The following is a 14,640-nucleotide window of genomic DNA, read 5'->3' on the forward strand; positions in this document are numbered from 1 at the left end:
CCGGGCGGCGGCTTTTTGCGTGCAGCGGCGGGACTTAGTCCTTGCGGCTGGTCACTTCAACCAGGTGATAACCGAACTGGGTCTTCACCGGGCCCTGGACCACGCCAACCGGGGCGCTGAACACGACGGTATCGAATTCCTTGACCATCTGGCCCGGGCCAAACGTACCCAGATTGCCACCGTCACGGCTCGACGGGCAGCTGGAGTTTTCCTTGGCGACTTGAGCGAAGTCAGCGCCGTTTTCAATGGCGGTCTTGAGTTCGTTGCACTTGGCTTCGGTGGAAACGAGGATGTGACGGGCGGAGGCTTGTGCCATGTGGGGCTCCTGGAGGGGGGAGTGATTGGGGAGGGGAGAGTAACGCATTTGCGCGTGCTCACTACCCCGTAATGATAAACGGGAGCGGGACGAGGCCCGGTGTCCGGGGGGCTACGACAGGCGCAGAGATCTTACAAAAGATAACAACGCCTACTCCACCAACCACTCCCGAAACGCCTCCAGATCCATCCCGCTCGGCACGTACCAGACCTTTCTTGTCTTATCCCACTGTGCGCCCAGCGCCTTCACCACATCCCGATTGGCATACGCCACGCGCAAGTCCCGATGCCCCACCGCCTGCACCGGCGCCGCCATGTTTCGGCGCACGGCTGTATCTGCGCGTCGCTGGATGCCTGCCAACTGCATCTGCCCGATAAACACGCTGCGCCGGGCCGCGTCTTCCGTGGACACCAGCGTCAATCGTGTTTTCGTACGTGTCGCGGCGACGTAGAACAGGTTTTCTTCTTCGCTCAATTTGCGCAGCGGGTTCGGGAATTCTCCTGCGTCCAGGAACGGCAGGATGACGTGGTCGAATTCCTTGCCTTTGACGTTCACGATGCAATCCAGCTGCACCGTGTTTTTGCCGGGCCGGGCGCCTGCGAAGGCTTCGGCGGCGCCGATCCATTCTGAGAATTCGCGCAGCGTTTTGCCGGAGCTTTGGGCGGACGCAATGAAGCCGGTGACGGATTTGGTGACGACGGAAGCTTCGTACGGATGCACGTACAGACGCGTCGCCAGCTTATCCATGTCGACCAGTTCGCGGACTATTTCCAGCGCGGCGAAGGCGGGGCTGTCGGCGGATACCTCACGCAAATGCGCCACCGCGTCAGAAATCCGGCCACGGGCCGCCGGGCTGCCGACGCGTTGGATCTGGCCGGTGAAAAAGTGCTTGAGCGCGGACGGTTCCTTGGCCAGCGTGGTCTGGGCCTCGCGCAATTCTTGCGGCGTCAGCGGCACTTCGGCAAAGGTGGTGAGCGCATCGACGATGGCTTCGCGCGTGGCGGGGCTGGCGACGTGGTGGAAGTCGTCAAGCGCGATGGCGATCATGCCGCGCAGGAACAGGATTTCTTCGCGCAGCAGGTAGCTTTTCATCGTCAGCGTGCGGTATTGCACGCCGGCGTTCATCAGCGCGTTTTCGATTTCAATAGACTGATGCGCATCGCGCAGCAGGATGCAGCAGCCGTCCAGCGGTTTACGGTCTTGCTTCCATTGCCGCACGGCGCCTACGACCTCGGCCCCGCACGCGCCCACGGCCGGGGCATACGTGCGTTCATGTATATCCGTGCGCAACGGAAGATTCGAATCGACGGGTTTTCGTTTGAAGGCTTCCATCGCGTAGGCCAGGTGCGGGCCGTGGCGGTAGGTCATCGTCAGCGGAAAGCTCACGCAGTCGGGGAAGCTGGACGCAATGCGGTGTTGCAGGAACGATTCGTCTGCGCCCAGGTGCGAATAGATCACCTGATCTTTATCGCCGACGCCGACGAAGTATGTAATGCCCACGCTTAACAGCGCTTCAATAATGCAGAACGAGGCCTCGTTGATGTCGTGCAGTTCGTCGCACACGACCAGCCGGTAGGCGGGCAGCACGTCGCGTGCGTCGGCGCCGTTGCGGATCAGGCAGGCAAGATCGTACGTGGCGTCGAAGAAACCGCGCGCGTCGATAAAGCCGAAGACGTCGATGCGCTGTTTTTCATATTCGATGGCCCACAGATAATCCGTCAGCGGAATGCCCAGGCTGTTGGCGGTGTATTGGGGGTCAGCGATATTGTCGGCGGACAACATCATCGTGGCTTTCAGTTTCAGCAGATTATCCAGAAACTGGCTGACCGCAGTGTTGTGGGTGCGAATGTCGAGCTCGTCCGCATACTGCGCGTGATTCACGGCGACGTTTTCCAGCGCATACAAGGCGTAGCTTTGTTGCTCGCGCGTGGTCGGCAGGCTCTCGGGTTTGCCGTCTTCGATTTTCGACAAGACGCGCTGCGCAAACTCTTCAACCGTCAGCACATTGATGCGCCGCGCCGTGTTGTAGGCGATGCCGACATCCACCAGGCGCGTTTGCAGAACTTGCCGGGCTTCGTCCGTGAAGGTCAGCGCCAGAATGTCTTCGGGGGGCAAACCGCGCGTCAGCGCCTCGCCGATGCGCAGCGCCAAGGTGGTGGTTTTGGCGGCGCCTGCGTTGGCGATGACAAGGCTGGTCCGGCTCCGCGAGGTCTGGATCTTGGTCTGTTCTTCGGTGGGCACGAATCCGGCGGGGAAGAACTGGGCGGAGGGGGAGGTTGTGGTCATCTAGGCGAGGCAGGCGCGAGCAGAATGGTCGCAGGAGGCGAACCGCCAGTGTAACGACTCCGGGGTTTGGGTTCCGCTTGCGCGATTCCGCTCGCCGGCCGTTCAGGCCGCGTGCTACGCGCGATCAGCGCACCGGCCACCCGTACATCAGCCCGCCATCTCGGTACGACGCGTTCAAGCCGCGCGACAGCTTCAACGGGCTGCTGGGACCCAGGTTCTTTTCAAAGCTCTCGCCGTAGTTGCCGATCTGCTTGATGATGTTGTAGGCCCACTTGTCATCCACGCCCAGGTTCTTGCCCATGCCCGGCGTCACGCCCAGCAGGCGCTGCACGTTGGGGTTTGTGCTCTTGAGCATTTCATCCACGTTCTTCGACGTGATGCCGTATTCCTCGGCTTCCAGCATGGCGAACATGGTCCAGCGCACGACGTTGAACCATTGCTCGTCGCCTTGCCGCACCATGGGGCCCAGCGGTTCTTTCGAGAAGTTCTCGGGCAGGATGTCGTACTGCCCCGGGTTCTCGAGGTTGCTGCGCGCGGCGGCCAGTTGGGATTTGTCGCCCGTGAAGGCATCGCAGCGGCCCACGGCAAAGGCGCGGATGATTTCGTCCAGGCGCTCGACGACGACCGGCTTGAAGACGATGTTCTGCGAACGGAACCAGTCCGCCAGATTCAGTTCGGTGGTGGTGCCGGGCTGCACGCAGACGGTTGCGCCGTCCAGTTCCTTGGCGCTTTTCACGTTCAAGGATTTGTTCACCATGATGCCCTGGCTGTCGTAGTAGTTCACGCCGACGCCGATCAGCCCCAAGGTGGTGTCACGCGTGAGCGACAGCGTGGTGTTGCGCGGCAGGACGTCCACTTCGCCCGATTGCAGGGCGGTAAAACGTTGCACGGCGCTGACCGCCATGATCTTGGATTTGGAGGCGTCGCCAAACATGGTGATGGCAAGCGCGCGGCACAGGTCGACGTCCAGGCCGATCCAGCCGCCTTTGCTGTCATTGACGGAGAAGCCCGCAACGCCCGTGGACACGCCGCATTGGACGAAGCCCTTGTTCTTGACGCTATCGAAAGTCACGCCGGCGGTGGCGGCCCAGGACGAAAGGAATAAAGCGGTGCCTGCCGCGACGTGTTTGAGTGCTTTCATGGTGTCTCCGCGCGATCAGCGCATTGGTATTCTGTCGGCCGGTGGCCGAGTGCGCGGAATGGTAGCCAGGGGGGCAGGGCGGGAATATCAGGGAATTCCCGTTAAATCCACTGGGCGGAATTTGCGGAGGATAATCTTCGCCATGCCGACAAGGGGCAAGGGATGAAACACGACGACGAAAACAGCGATGCCGGCGGGGACAGCGGGGGCAGCGGCTTGTGGCGGCCGATAGGCTTCGTCAAACAGCAGGTGCGCGATGCGTGGCGGGAGCTGATCCGTGTCAACGCCAGCGACCGGCGTTGGGAAATGCCGCTGGCGGCCGCGTTGTCGTCGGGCCTGCCGCTGATGGTGGGCGCGTATTTCGGGCGCATGGATTATGGATTGATGTCCAGCCTGGGCGGCATGGTGTTCCTGAGCCTGCCCAATGCGTCCTTGCAGCACCGCATGATGATGTTGCTGGCGGCGTCGTTTGGCATGGTGGCCTGCTTTGCGGTCGGCGCGCTGACGCAGTTCTGGCCCACGGCGATGATCGCTGCGCTGACGATCATCGCCATCCTGGTCAATATGGTGTGCCGCTGCTACCGGCTTGGCCCGCCGGGCAGTTTGTTTTTCATTATGGCGACCGCCATTGCGGCCTACACGCCGGGGCGTATTGAAGACGTGCCGCTGCGTGTAGGCATGGTGGCGCTGGGGTGTCTGGTCGCCTGCCTGGTGGCGTTTGCGTATTCCCTGCACATGACGCGCGTGGCGCCGCCGCCGGTTGAAACCCCGCTGCCCAAGCCGACCTTTGATTTTGTTGTGTATGACTCCATCATCATCGGGCTGTTCGTGGGAATTTCCTTGCTGGTGGCCGAGCTGCTGCAATTGCCGCGTCCGTATTGGGTGCCGGTCAGCTGTCTGGCGATTATTCAAGGCGCCAGCTTGTGGGCGGCGTGGAACCGCCAGCTGCATCGAATTTTTGGTACGGCGCTGGGCCTGTGCGTGGCGTGGGCGCTACTGAGCTTGCCGCTGAATGTGTGGACGTTGAGCCTGGTGATGATGGCGCTGTCGTTCGGAATTGAAACGCTGGTGGTGCGGCACTATGCCAGCGCGGTGGCGCTGATTACGCCGCTGACGATATTCCTTGCCGAGGCGCCGCATCTGGGCCAGGGGTATCCGTCGGCGGTGATACAGGCACGATTCGTCGATACGGTGATAGGCGCGTTCATTGGCGTGCTGGGCGCGGTGCTGCTGCACAACCAGCGCATCCGGCCGCTGCTGTCACGCTGGATGCGGGCGGTGCTGCCCCAGCGGATCAACTGAAGCGGATCAACTGGATCGGATCAACTGAAGCGGATCAGCTGACTGCGGATCAGCTGACTGCGGGTGCGCCTGCGCCGCAATAGGGGCATTCAGGGGCTGCCGGCGCTGACGCCCCGTGCAGGCATTCATGCGACAGCCATTGGCTTAGCCGGTCGTAGCTTTCCATATTGCTGCGCCAGTTGGGCGCGCAAAGATAATAGCCAAGCGGGCTTTCGAACGTGCGGTCGAAGATATCCACCAATTGCCCCGTCGCCAGTTCCTTTTCGATCAGGCAGTGCGGCATCAGCGCCACGCCAAAGCCTGACGACGCGGCTTGGATAATCATCGAAAACAGATTGAACCCCGGCCCGAAACGCGCGCGGTCATAATCGCCCAGATACGTGGAAAACCAATATTCCCACGACAGCGGAATCTCAATGTGCTGCAACAGCGTGCATTGCTTGATGTCTTCCAGACTGCTGATGGGATGCTGGTCCAGATACTCGCGCGAACACACCAGCCGGGTTTCCCGGCCCGTCAGGTACTTGGCGTCGCCGTCGTGCCAATCCCCATAGCCATACTGGATGGACGCATCGAAATCCAGTTCGGTGCTTTTGTAATCCGCCACGCTGTAGCGGACGAAGTTGATGGAGATGTCGGGGTTGAATTCGCGGAACGTCTTCAGGCGGGGGAACAGCCACTGCGCGGCAAACGTGGGCGCGGCCGAAACATTCAGTGATTTGGCGGATTGCTGGGTCGCCATCACTTGCGATGTGGCGCTTTCCAGCGTGTGCAGCGCCGGCCGGATCAGGCTCAGGTAAGTCGCGCCCATGCGGGTCAGTTGCAGGCCGTTGGTGGCGCGAATGAACAGCGCGTGGCCCAGGTAGCTTTCCAGCGTGGCGATGTGCCGGCTGATGGCGCTTTGCGTAACGAACAGCTCTTTGCCCGCCTTGGAGAACGACAGATGGCGCGCCGCTGCGGTGAACGCATTCAATTCAGAGAGGGTGGGGCAGCGGCGTCTCATGGGGCAGTTAAACCATGCGGTAGCGAATACTTCGGCCGGTGAATGCCGGGGGCGGCAATGACACAGCCGAAAAATACAGGGTATGAGTATTACTCATAAGGCTGTTCAAATTTGTGTCGATTCCCTAAGGGGAGACCCGGTATCGGACGTTTGGATTGTACCGGTAGAGTTCGCCATGCTGAATTTCCTGCATGTTGAACAGATAGCGTGATTTATTTATGAAGCCGGTTGTTGTTAAGAATTGCAAGATCTTAAATACCCGATCGCTGGTCCTCGAGGCGGCGGCCAATGTGCTGATCGAAGACGGGATGATCACCCGCATCAGCGCCGACGACGTGTCGGCGCCGGACGCGCAGGTGGTGGATGCGAAAGGCATGACCCTGATGCCGGGCATGATCGATTGCCACGTGCACGTGGTGGCGTCGTCGTTCAACCTGGGCCGCGTGGCGTCCTTGCCGAATGCGCTGGCCTTGCTGCGCGCGCTGCCCATCATGCAGGGCATGCTGGACCGGGGCTTCACGTCCGTGCGTGACGCGGGCGGGGCCGACTGGGCGCTGGCGCAAGCCGTGCTGGACGGAACGGTTGATGGACCGCGCCTGTTCTGCTCGGGCAAGGCCTTGTCGCAGACGGGCGGCCATGGCGACTTCCGCCAGCGCAACGACGAACTGGACCCCTGCCCGTGCTCGGTCAAGATCGGCAACATCGGCCGCGTCGTGGATGGCGTGGACAACTGCCGCCTGGCGGTGCGCGAAGAAATCCTGAAAGGCGCGACCCAGATCAAGGTCATGGCCTCGGGCGGCGTGGCCTCACCCAATGATCCGATTCAGAACCTGGGCTTTTCCGAAGCTGAGCTGATCGCCATCGTGGAAGAAGCCAGCAACGCCAACACCTATGTGATGGCCCATGCCTACACGCCGCGCGCCATCTCGCGCGCCGTGCGCTGCGGCGTACGCACCATCGAACACGGCAACCTGGTCGACCGCGAGGCGGCCGAGGTGATGAAGGCGCACGGCGCGTACATGGTGCCCACGCTGATCACCTACGAAGGCCTGGCTAATGACGGCGAGCGCTATGGCTTGCCGCTGGATTCGGTGAAGAAGATCGCCACCGTGCGCACGCACGGCCTGAAGGCGCTTGAGATTCTGGACGAGGTCGGCGTGAAGATGGGCTACGGCAGTGACCTGCTGGGCGAAACCCATTACATGCAGGCGGACGAATTGTCTTTGCGCGCCCGCGTGCTGGGCAACGCCAAGGTGATCCAGCAAGCGACGCTGATTGGCGCCGAGATCCTGAATCAGCAAGGCCTGTTGGGCGAAGTGGTGGAAGGCGCCCATGCCGACCTGCTGCTGGTGGACGGCAACCCGCTGGACAACATCGAACTCTTGACCCAGCCAGATTCGTTGAAGCTCATCATCAACCGCGGCTTGCTGCACAAGAACACGCTGAACTAAGCACTGGACCCCGCCCTTGCGGGGCCAGGCCGACGGCGTCTGACGTCTGTCTACCCGTCTGCCCACCCCCGCCCGCTTTCACTTTTTTCCCGGAACTTTCTTCATCATGTATTCCGTATCGGACCGCCTAGAGCGGCTGCCGTTCTCCAGCTTCCATTTCCGGCTGCTGATGATCGGCGGCCTGGGCCTCGCTTTTGAAGCGCTGGACGCCGGCATCATTGCCTTCATCATTCCGTCGTTGCGCACGCAATGGGGCCTTTCCACCGGCCAGATCGGCTGGATCGCCAGCAGCACCTACGTGGGCTTCCTGGTCGGCGCGCTGTTCTCCGGCATTCTGGGCGACCGCTACGGCCGCAAGAAAATCATGATGTGGGCGTTGCTGCTGTTCTGCGTGGCGACCTTCATCAACGCGTTTGCCCGCAACTATCACGAGTTCTACATCCTGCGCATGATTGCGGGTATCGGCATGGGGGCGGAAGGCGCCATCATCGCGCCGTACCTGGCCGAGTTCGTCAGCAGCAAGTATCGCGGCCGATTCACGGGCGCGCTGGCGGGCTTCTTCTCGTTCGGCTTCGTGTTGTCGGCGCTGCTGGGTTACTTCATCGTGCCGTTAAGCGACGATGGCTGGCGCTGGATCATGATCATTGCGTCGGTGCCGGTGGTGTTCCTGCTGTGGTGGCGCAAGTCGCTGTTCGAGTCGCCGCGCTGGCTGGAGCACACCGGCCAAACCGCCGAAGCCAACCGCATCTGCTCGGCCATCGAAGCCGAAGTGCAGCAAAAGCTGGGCCGTCCGCTGCCCACGCCCGTCTCCACGCGCAAGGCCTCGTCCCAGCCTGCCCCGCAACAGACTGCCATGGCCAAGCTGGCCTCGCTGTTCTCCAAGCAGTATCTGGGCACGACGGTGCTGGTGTGGGTGTTCTGGATCACCGTGCTGTTCTGCTACTACGCCTTCCTGGTGTGGATTCCCAGCCTGCTGGTTGAGCGCGGCTTCACGATCACCAAGAGCTTCTCGTACACGATCCTGATTTATCTGTCGCAGATTCCGGGCTACTTCTCGGCCGCGTACTTCAACGACAAGATCGGCCGCAAGTACACGATTCTGATCTACATGCTGCTGTCGTGCCTGTCGGCCTTGGGGCTGGCGCTGGCCAGCGGCGAACAGCAAATCATCATGCTGAGCATGCTGCTGTCTTTCGGCATGAACGGCGTCATCGCGGGCCAGTACACGTACACCGCCGAGATCTACCCGACTTCCATCCGGGCAACCGGCATGGGCGCGGCGTCGGCCTTTGCGCGGATCGGCTCGATTGCGTCGCCCACCATCGTGGGCGTGGCGTACCCGGTGCTGGGCTTTGCCGGCGTGTTCGCCATGATGACGGCCATTTTGCTGGTGGGCGGCCTGGGCATTCTGTTCTTCGGCAAGAACACGCGTGGCGTGGTGCTTGAGGAGATCAACTGATGACGTCCGCATCGGCATTCGAACCGTGGGCCAGGCATGCGCGGGCCTTGGGGCAGGCCAGCAGCCGCGAGGCGCAGTGGAACGTGATCTCCGGCCTGCTTGAAGAAGCCTTCGGGCACAAGCTCTTCACGGCGCTGCTGTATCTGGAGTCGCATCAGCTGATGAAGCGGCTGTATACGTCCGACGAAAGCATCAGCCCGCTGGGCGGCTTCAAGGCCACCGGCAGCGGCCCGTGGTCGCGCCATGTGCTGGAGCAGGGGCGGCTGTATGTGGCCAGCAATGAAGACGATGTGCGCACGGTGTTTTCTGAAGCGCCGATGCTGATCGATCGCGGGCTGCAATCCGCGTTCAATATTCCGGTGCGTCACGAGGGCCGGGTGATCGGGTCGTTGAATATGCTGAGCGGTCGTCATGCCTATGACCACGCGGATCACGATCTGGCGGCGCTGATCGCGGGCGTGTGCGCGCCGGTCTTCATCGAGGAAATGCGCGCTGCCCAATCGGCGGCGGCCGAGGTCGACCGCGCCAGTCTGGACAGCGTCTAAAAGCGTTCCAGGGCAAGCCGTTCCTTGCCCTGGGCCACGCGTTCCCACGTGTCTTGTGCCGCGCCATTCTTCGCGGCCACCACCTCCGCCATGATCGATAACGCGATCTCGGCGGGGGTTTTGCTGCCAATGAAAATGCCGGCCGGGCCGTGCAGCTTGTTCAGCGCGGCCTCATCCAGATCGAAGTACTCGCGCAGCCGCGACCGCCGCTGAAAGCTGTTCTTGCGCGAGCCGATTGCGCCGACGTAGAACGCGTCGGATTGCAGCGCATCGATCAGCGCCAGGTCATCAAGCTTTGGATCATGGGTCAGCGCAATGACGGCCGTGCGCCGGTCGGGCCGCAGCCGCAAGATGACGTCATCGGGCATTTCACGCGTGAACGTCATGCCTGCATGCGTCCAGTCGTGGGGATGCGAGTCGCGGGGGTCGCAGACGATGATGTCAAAGCCCAGCGTCAAGGCGATCTGGCATAGATACCGGCTGGTGTCGCCAGCACCGATCACGATAAGCCGTGCGGTGGGGCCGAAGTGCGTGGTCAACGTTGTGGCGGTCAAGCTGGGTGCGCGGTCGGGCGGGCCGGCTTGCAGTGTGGCCTGCCCAGACGTCAGATCCAAGGTGCGCGCCACGCAGCGCCGCTTAACGCAGGCGTCCAATAGCTCGGGCAACTGGCTTTGCGGGCCGGCGCGTTCCATCACCAATTCCACCGTGCCGCCGCAAGGTATGCCAAAGCGCCGCGCGTCATCGGCCAATACGCCATAGCGCAGCACGGCGGGCGGCTGCGGGGCGCCGTGCATGTCTCGCACGCGCTCGGCCAGATCGTCTTCAATGCAGCCGCCCGACACGGAACCGGCCACCGCGCCTTGTGCGTTCATCGCCATGATCGAGCCGGGCGGCCGGGGCGATGAGCCCCACGTTCGCGCCACCGTGAACAGCCACACGGGAATGCCGGCCTGCATCCATTCCACGGCGTGGCGCAATACCAATAGGTTGATGTCGGTCATGCGTGGATTTCCGGTCGAACGTTCAGCCCGCCAGCACGGCGCGCACCGCCTCGGGCGTGAACGGGGCTTCGTAGAAGCGCCGCCCGGTCGCATCGAAAAGCGCGTTGGCAATCGCGGCGGGGCCTGGCACCGACGCCGATTCGCCCGCGCCCATGGGCGGTTCGTCTTGGCGCGGCATCTGCAACACGTCAATGGTGGGCAGATCCTTGAAGCCAATGATGGGGTAGCCGCCCCATTCGCGGCTGGATACGCCGGCTTCATCGAAGGCTACTTTTTCAAGCAGGCAGCGGCTCAACGTTTGCACGACGTTGCCATGGATTTGATGGCGCACGCCGTCGGGGTTGATCACCATGCCGGTGTCTTGCCCCACGACGATGCGTTGCACGCGGATGCGCCCGGTGGCTGCATCCACGCTTAGGTCGATGACCCAGGCGGCCCAGGCCGCGCCAAAGCCGGGGAATTTGCTATGTACGTAACGCGCATAGGCAATGCCCCGGCCATGCAGCACGCCATCCGCATCCGGCTTGCTGCGGCTGCCCGGTGTGCGCGCCTGCCATTCGGCGCGTTTGGCGGTGGCGTCGATCAGTGCAACGGCGCGCGCGTCGTCCAGGTTGCGCAAGCGGTAGTCGACCGGGTCGGCGCCGGCCGCCTCGGCCAGTTCGTCGATCATGCAGTCATGCGCGAAGGAATTGGGCAGCGCCGACACGCCGCGCAGCCAGGACGAGCGCACGATGGGTGCCATGTCGTGGCAGACGACGCGGCGGTTCGCGTAACGGTAGGGCGGCGCGGCGGTGCGGTCGCCCATTTCCAGCGTGCGCGGTTCGCCGGGCAGGGCGCCCGTCAGCAGCAGCGCCAGCAGCGGCGCGTCGTTGGACGGGTAGCGCACGGCGAAGTCGTAAGCCAGCAGCTCGCCTTGCGCGTCAATGGCCGCGCCCACGTCCATCAACTGCCCGGTGCCTTTGGGTTCCCATTGATGCTCTTGCTCGCGCGTGAGCTGCACGCGCACGGGTGCGCCCACGGCCTGCGACAGCAACGCAGCGTCGGCGCAGACGTCGTCGGCGCAATTGCGGCCATAACAACCGGCGGCCTCCAGACGGATCAGCTCGATCTGGCCTTCGCCCAGTTTCAAAAGGCGGTCTAGATCAGTGCGCAGCATGTGCGGGTTCTGCGTGCCGGTCCAGACGGTAAGCCGGCCGTCGCGAAAATCCGCCACGGCGCAAGACGGGCCGATGGATGCATGCATCTGATACGGCCACACATAGGTGCGGCGCAGTTGCGTGGCGGCGTGGGCGCAGACGGCATCCACGTCACCGTCTTCAATCAAGGGCCGCGCCTTTGACGGATTCGCACGGATGGCGGCGGCCAGATCGTCCAGTTGCGGCGCAGGCGGAACCGGCTTCCAGCGCACCTTCAGCGCGCGCATCGCAGCAATGGCCTGCTCTTCACAGTCCGCCACCACGCCGATGAAATCGCCCTGCGCCACTACCTGCACATTGCCGGGCAGATGCGCGACGGAATCCCGGTCCACATCGATCAGGCAACGGCCAATGAAGTCTCCGGCGTCGCGCCCGGGATGCGGTGGACGAATCACGCGGCCATGGCGCATGCCCGGCACGCGCACATCATGCACAAAGCTGAGTTCGCCGGCGGCTTTGGCGGGAATGTCCACGCGCGCCACGCCTTGCCCGACGATGCGGTAGTCGCTGGCGGGCTTCAAGCGGACGGGTTGATCTGGCGGGGCCAGTGTCAGCCGGATGTGCTGGCCGGCCAGCAGTTCACCGTAATCCAACTGGCGCGGGTCATCGTTGCTGCGCGGGCGCACCACGCCATCGCGCACGCGCAGCGCGTCACGCGGCAGGTTCCATTGTTCGGCGGCCAGCAGCATCAAGTGTTCGCGCGCTTGAGCGGCGGCGCGGCGCAGCGGAACCGCCGAGATCTGAATGCTGGCGCTGGCGATGGTGGGCCCTTGATTGGGCGCGGCGTTGGTGTGGCCCAGCACCATGTCCAGACGCGACATCGGCACGTCGATTTCTTCAGCGACGATTTGCGCAAGCGACGTGCGGATGCCGGTGCCCAGGTCTACGTGGCCATTGAAGGCCAGCACCCGCCAACCGGTGCCGCTGTCTGACACCCGGCTGCCATCGGCCACTACCGCGACGAAGATTTCTGGGGTGGCCTGAACATAATCCGTCGCGGTGCCGGGTTGCCCCGGCGCCGGCTTGGGCGGCGCGGTGGGCTCGCGCACGACGAGCAATGCGTCGGCATGAGCGAGCAGCGCGGGAGACAAATGGTGAGGCTGGGGCAGAGGCATTGGGGCAGGTCCAGGCCGGACGACGATTATGCCGGGTTCATCGAGCCGCCGGCATTAGGGAGTCCACCATGGCGTTCGTCTCTGACAGCGCTTGCTTCCACGGCATGACGGCGGCGTATTTCTGCGCCATGTCGAAGAGGTTGGCGTCGTGCGGACCCAGCGCGCGGTCACCGCAGCAGTCGGCCACAACCAGCGGCCGAAAGCCCGCCTGCATGGCGTCCACCACGCTTGCGCGCACGCAGCCGCTGGTGACGCAGCCGGCCACCAGCAAGGTCTGCACGCCGCGCTGCGCAAGCCAGGGCGCCAGCATCGTTCCGAAGAAGGCGGACGGCGTGCTCTTGCGCACCACGTATTCGCCGGGCGCGGGGGCCAGTTCGGGCACGATGGCGCTGTTGTGGCTGTGCTCTTTCAGCGCCAGCATGGCGGGCACTTTCAGGCAGAAAATGTTGCTGTCGGCATCGTCGTCCGAGAACACGATGCGGCTGTGCGCCACCGGCCAGCCCTGCGCCCGCGCATGCGCCAGCAGGTGCCGCGTTTGCGCGATGGCTTCGGGAATGTTGCCGCCGCCCAGCACGGCCGGGTCGGCAAAGCCATTGACGAAGTCAACGATCAACAAGCCGAAGGGGGCTTTGAGCGGCAGCGGCGTGCCGAAGCCCTGGCGGGAATAAGCCGAGATGTCGCCGGCAACGGCATCGGCGGGAATCGTTTGCGTGGAGGGGTTCATGGCGTGTCCTTGCGGCGGGCGGCGCGCGCCAGCCCGGGTTCGTCTTGCACCACGCCGCGAATCACGACGGGCTGGCCGTCCAGTGCGACGCTGCAATGGCGCATGGGGATGTCGATATGGCAGGCGGTATTGCGGCTGCCGCCTGCTTCGTTGTTGGGGCCCATGGACCACAGGAAGTTGCCTTCGAAGGCGCGCGCATCCATGCCGATATGCGCTTCCTTGTTGTAGTGCGCCAGCATCGACCACTGCGCGCGCGGCTGCAAGCCCCAGCCGATGTGCGACACGGCATAGGCTTCCGGGTCGTCATAGGCCGCCATGTATTCCTTCAGGATGTCGGCCTGCAAGCCGCCGTTGATGCGCGTGACATAGCCGCTTTCAATGACGAGTTCGATGGGGTCGGTCACGTAGTCTTTCATGGGCAGCAGGATGTCGCCGCGGTCCAGCACCACGCGGCCGTTGCTCTGGCCTTCGTTGGGCCACGTCAGCACGAAACCGCTGGGCCAGTGGTCCCAACGGCCGGGCTGGTCGACGAAACCGTACTCGGATATGGCCGGGAATTCGCCCAGCGCGCAGCGCAGGTCGGTGCCGGCGTCTGACGTGATGTGCATCTGCTTGGACGCTTCAATGCGGCGCGCGGCGGCTTGCACACGCGTGCGGTCAGCATCGGTAGGCACCAGCCGGCACAGCACTTCGGGCGGTTCGATGGCCAGCAGAATCTTGGTGCCGGTCTTCAGGATTTCGTGCTGCTCGGGTGAGAACAGCAGCGTCATCAAATCCAGAACCAGGTCGCTGGCCGTCAGCGCCGCGATGGCGGCCGGGTTGCCGGTAAGCGGCGTGGTGCCCAGATACGCCAGGGCGTCGCGGCTGATGGACTTGTCGGCGTTGACGGGCGGCAGGTCCAGGCGATTGACGCGGGCGCCCATGTCGGTGGCCGCGGCAATCGCGCAGCGCAAGGTTTGCGGATGCGTGTCGGCGCCGGTCAACACCGTGACGATCTGGCCGGCTTCCAAGCGGGACAGCGTTAGCACCTGCTTCCAGGCGTGAATCAAATCGATATCACTGACGGACATGGCGAATTCCTTAAGGCGGCAAAGTGAGAGG

The 14,640-nt window shown here is 63.4% G+C and carries 12 protein-coding genes; 4 read left to right on the forward strand and 8 right to left on the reverse strand.

Annotated features, from left to right (window positions below; all coding sequences use genetic code 11):
- Positions 1-34 precede the first annotated feature (34 nt).
- From ACFZAI_RS02735 to ACFZAI_RS02745, 3 genes are all read right to left on the reverse strand, one after another.
- Positions 35-316: a peptidylprolyl isomerase gene (locus ACFZAI_RS02735; protein ID WP_006222441.1), complete on the reverse strand. Its 282-nt coding sequence runs from the start codon at positions 314-316 to the stop codon at positions 35-37.
- 150 nt (positions 317-466) lie between these two features.
- The gene (locus tag ACFZAI_RS02740) at positions 467-2,602 is read right to left on the reverse strand and encodes a UvrD-helicase domain-containing protein (protein WP_391565467.1); all 2,136 of its coding nucleotides are present in this window, start codon (positions 2,600-2,602) and stop codon (positions 467-469) included.
- Positions 2,603-2,726: 124 nt separating this feature from the next.
- Complete coding sequence (locus ACFZAI_RS02745) at positions 2,727-3,743, reverse strand: amino acid ABC transporter substrate-binding protein (RefSeq protein WP_391565468.1); 1,017 nt, start codon at positions 3,741-3,743, stop codon at positions 2,727-2,729.
- A gap of 162 nt (positions 3,744-3,905) precedes the next feature.
- Between ACFZAI_RS02745 and ACFZAI_RS02750 the strand changes: the two genes are divergently transcribed.
- Complete coding sequence (locus tag ACFZAI_RS02750) at positions 3,906-5,045, forward strand: FUSC family protein (protein ID WP_391565469.1); 1,140 nt, start codon at positions 3,906-3,908, stop codon at positions 5,043-5,045.
- A gap of 49 nt (positions 5,046-5,094) precedes the next feature.
- Here the strand turns inward: ACFZAI_RS02750 and ACFZAI_RS02755 are convergent, their stop codons facing one another.
- Positions 5,095-6,018: a LysR substrate-binding domain-containing protein gene (locus ACFZAI_RS02755; protein ID WP_391566252.1), complete on the reverse strand. Its 924-nt coding sequence runs from the start codon at positions 6,016-6,018 to the stop codon at positions 5,095-5,097.
- Between the two features lie 248 nt (positions 6,019-6,266).
- Here ACFZAI_RS02755 and ACFZAI_RS02760 point away from each other — a divergent pair, with 248 nt between their 5' ends.
- From ACFZAI_RS02760 to ACFZAI_RS02770, 3 genes are all read left to right on the forward strand, one after another.
- On the forward strand, positions 6,267-7,499 hold the full coding sequence (locus ACFZAI_RS02760; protein ID WP_391565470.1) for an amidohydrolase family protein: 1,233 nt from the start codon (positions 6,267-6,269) through the stop codon (positions 7,497-7,499).
- A 106-nt stretch (positions 7,500-7,605) separates the two neighbouring features.
- On the forward strand, positions 7,606-8,958 hold the full coding sequence (locus ACFZAI_RS02765; RefSeq protein ID WP_391565471.1) for an MFS transporter: 1,353 nt from the start codon (positions 7,606-7,608) through the stop codon (positions 8,956-8,958).
- The gene (locus tag ACFZAI_RS02770; protein ID WP_391565472.1) at positions 8,958-9,503 is read left to right on the forward strand and encodes a GAF domain-containing protein; all 546 of its coding nucleotides are present in this window, start codon (positions 8,958-8,960) and stop codon (positions 9,501-9,503) included. Before ACFZAI_RS02765 ends, ACFZAI_RS02770 begins: the two co-directional genes overlap by 1 nt.
- Here the strand turns inward: ACFZAI_RS02770 and ACFZAI_RS02775 are convergent.
- Genes ACFZAI_RS02775 through ACFZAI_RS02790 form a run of 4 tightly spaced genes read right to left on the reverse strand, consistent with a single transcriptional unit; the run spans position 9,500 to position 14,609 of the window.
- Positions 9,500-10,504 (reverse strand): XdhC family protein, encoded by a 1,005-nt coding sequence (locus ACFZAI_RS02775; protein WP_391565473.1) that lies wholly within the window; start codon positions 10,502-10,504, stop codon positions 9,500-9,502. The two genes, ACFZAI_RS02770 and ACFZAI_RS02775, sit on opposite strands and share 4 nt — an antisense overlap.
- Before the next feature lie 22 nt (positions 10,505-10,526).
- Entirely contained in the window at positions 10,527-12,815 is a 2,289-nt protein-coding gene (locus ACFZAI_RS02780) for a molybdopterin cofactor-binding domain-containing protein (protein ID WP_391565474.1), read from the reverse strand.
- A 37-nt stretch (positions 12,816-12,852) separates the two neighbouring features.
- Positions 12,853-13,539, reverse strand: a complete 687-nt coding sequence (locus tag ACFZAI_RS02785) for an isochorismatase family protein (RefSeq protein ID WP_391565475.1) — start codon at positions 13,537-13,539, stop codon at positions 12,853-12,855.
- Positions 13,536-14,609: a 2,5-dihydroxypyridine 5,6-dioxygenase gene (locus tag ACFZAI_RS02790; protein WP_346551725.1), complete on the reverse strand. Its 1,074-nt coding sequence runs from the start codon at positions 14,607-14,609 to the stop codon at positions 13,536-13,538. The genes ACFZAI_RS02785 and ACFZAI_RS02790 overlap by 4 nt, the downstream gene beginning before the upstream one ends.
- Positions 14,610-14,640: the final 31 nt, after the last annotated feature.

Source organism: Achromobacter sp. NPDC008082 (genome assembly GCF_042957345.1).
Lineage (GTDB): Bacteria > Pseudomonadota > Gammaproteobacteria > Burkholderiales > Burkholderiaceae_B > Achromobacter > Achromobacter kerstersii_A.

Excerpts from the sequence above, each read along its gene's own strand:
- ACFZAI_RS02790 (WP_346551725.1), bottom strand. The coding sequence starts at position 14,609 with ATGTCCGTCAGTGATATCGATTTGATTCACGCCTGGAAGCAGGTGCTA.
- ACFZAI_RS02735 (WP_006222441.1), bottom strand. The coding sequence starts at position 316 with ATGGCACAAGCCTCCGCCCGTCACATCCTCGTTTCCACCGAAGCCAAG.
- ACFZAI_RS02785 (WP_391565475.1), bottom strand. The coding sequence starts at position 13,539 with ATGAACCCCTCCACGCAAACGATTCCCGCCGATGCCGTTGCCGGCGAC.
- ACFZAI_RS02770 (WP_391565472.1), top strand. The coding sequence starts at position 8,958 with ATGACGTCCGCATCGGCATTCGAACCGTGGGCCAGGCATGCGCGGGCC.
- ACFZAI_RS02740 (WP_391565467.1), bottom strand. The coding sequence starts at position 2,602 with ATGACCACAACCTCCCCCTCCGCCCAGTTCTTCCCCGCCGGATTCGTG.
- ACFZAI_RS02765 (WP_391565471.1), top strand. The coding sequence starts at position 7,606 with ATGTATTCCGTATCGGACCGCCTAGAGCGGCTGCCGTTCTCCAGCTTC.
- ACFZAI_RS02745 (WP_391565468.1), bottom strand. The coding sequence starts at position 3,743 with ATGAAAGCACTCAAACACGTCGCGGCAGGCACCGCTTTATTCCTTTCG.
- ACFZAI_RS02775 (WP_391565473.1), bottom strand. The coding sequence starts at position 10,504 with ATGACCGACATCAACCTATTGGTATTGCGCCACGCCGTGGAATGGATG.
- ACFZAI_RS02780 (WP_391565474.1), bottom strand. The coding sequence starts at position 12,815 with ATGCCTCTGCCCCAGCCTCACCATTTGTCTCCCGCGCTGCTCGCTCAT.
- ACFZAI_RS02760 (WP_391565470.1), top strand. The coding sequence starts at position 6,267 with ATGAAGCCGGTTGTTGTTAAGAATTGCAAGATCTTAAATACCCGATCG.
- ACFZAI_RS02750 (WP_391565469.1), top strand. The coding sequence starts at position 3,906 with ATGAAACACGACGACGAAAACAGCGATGCCGGCGGGGACAGCGGGGGC.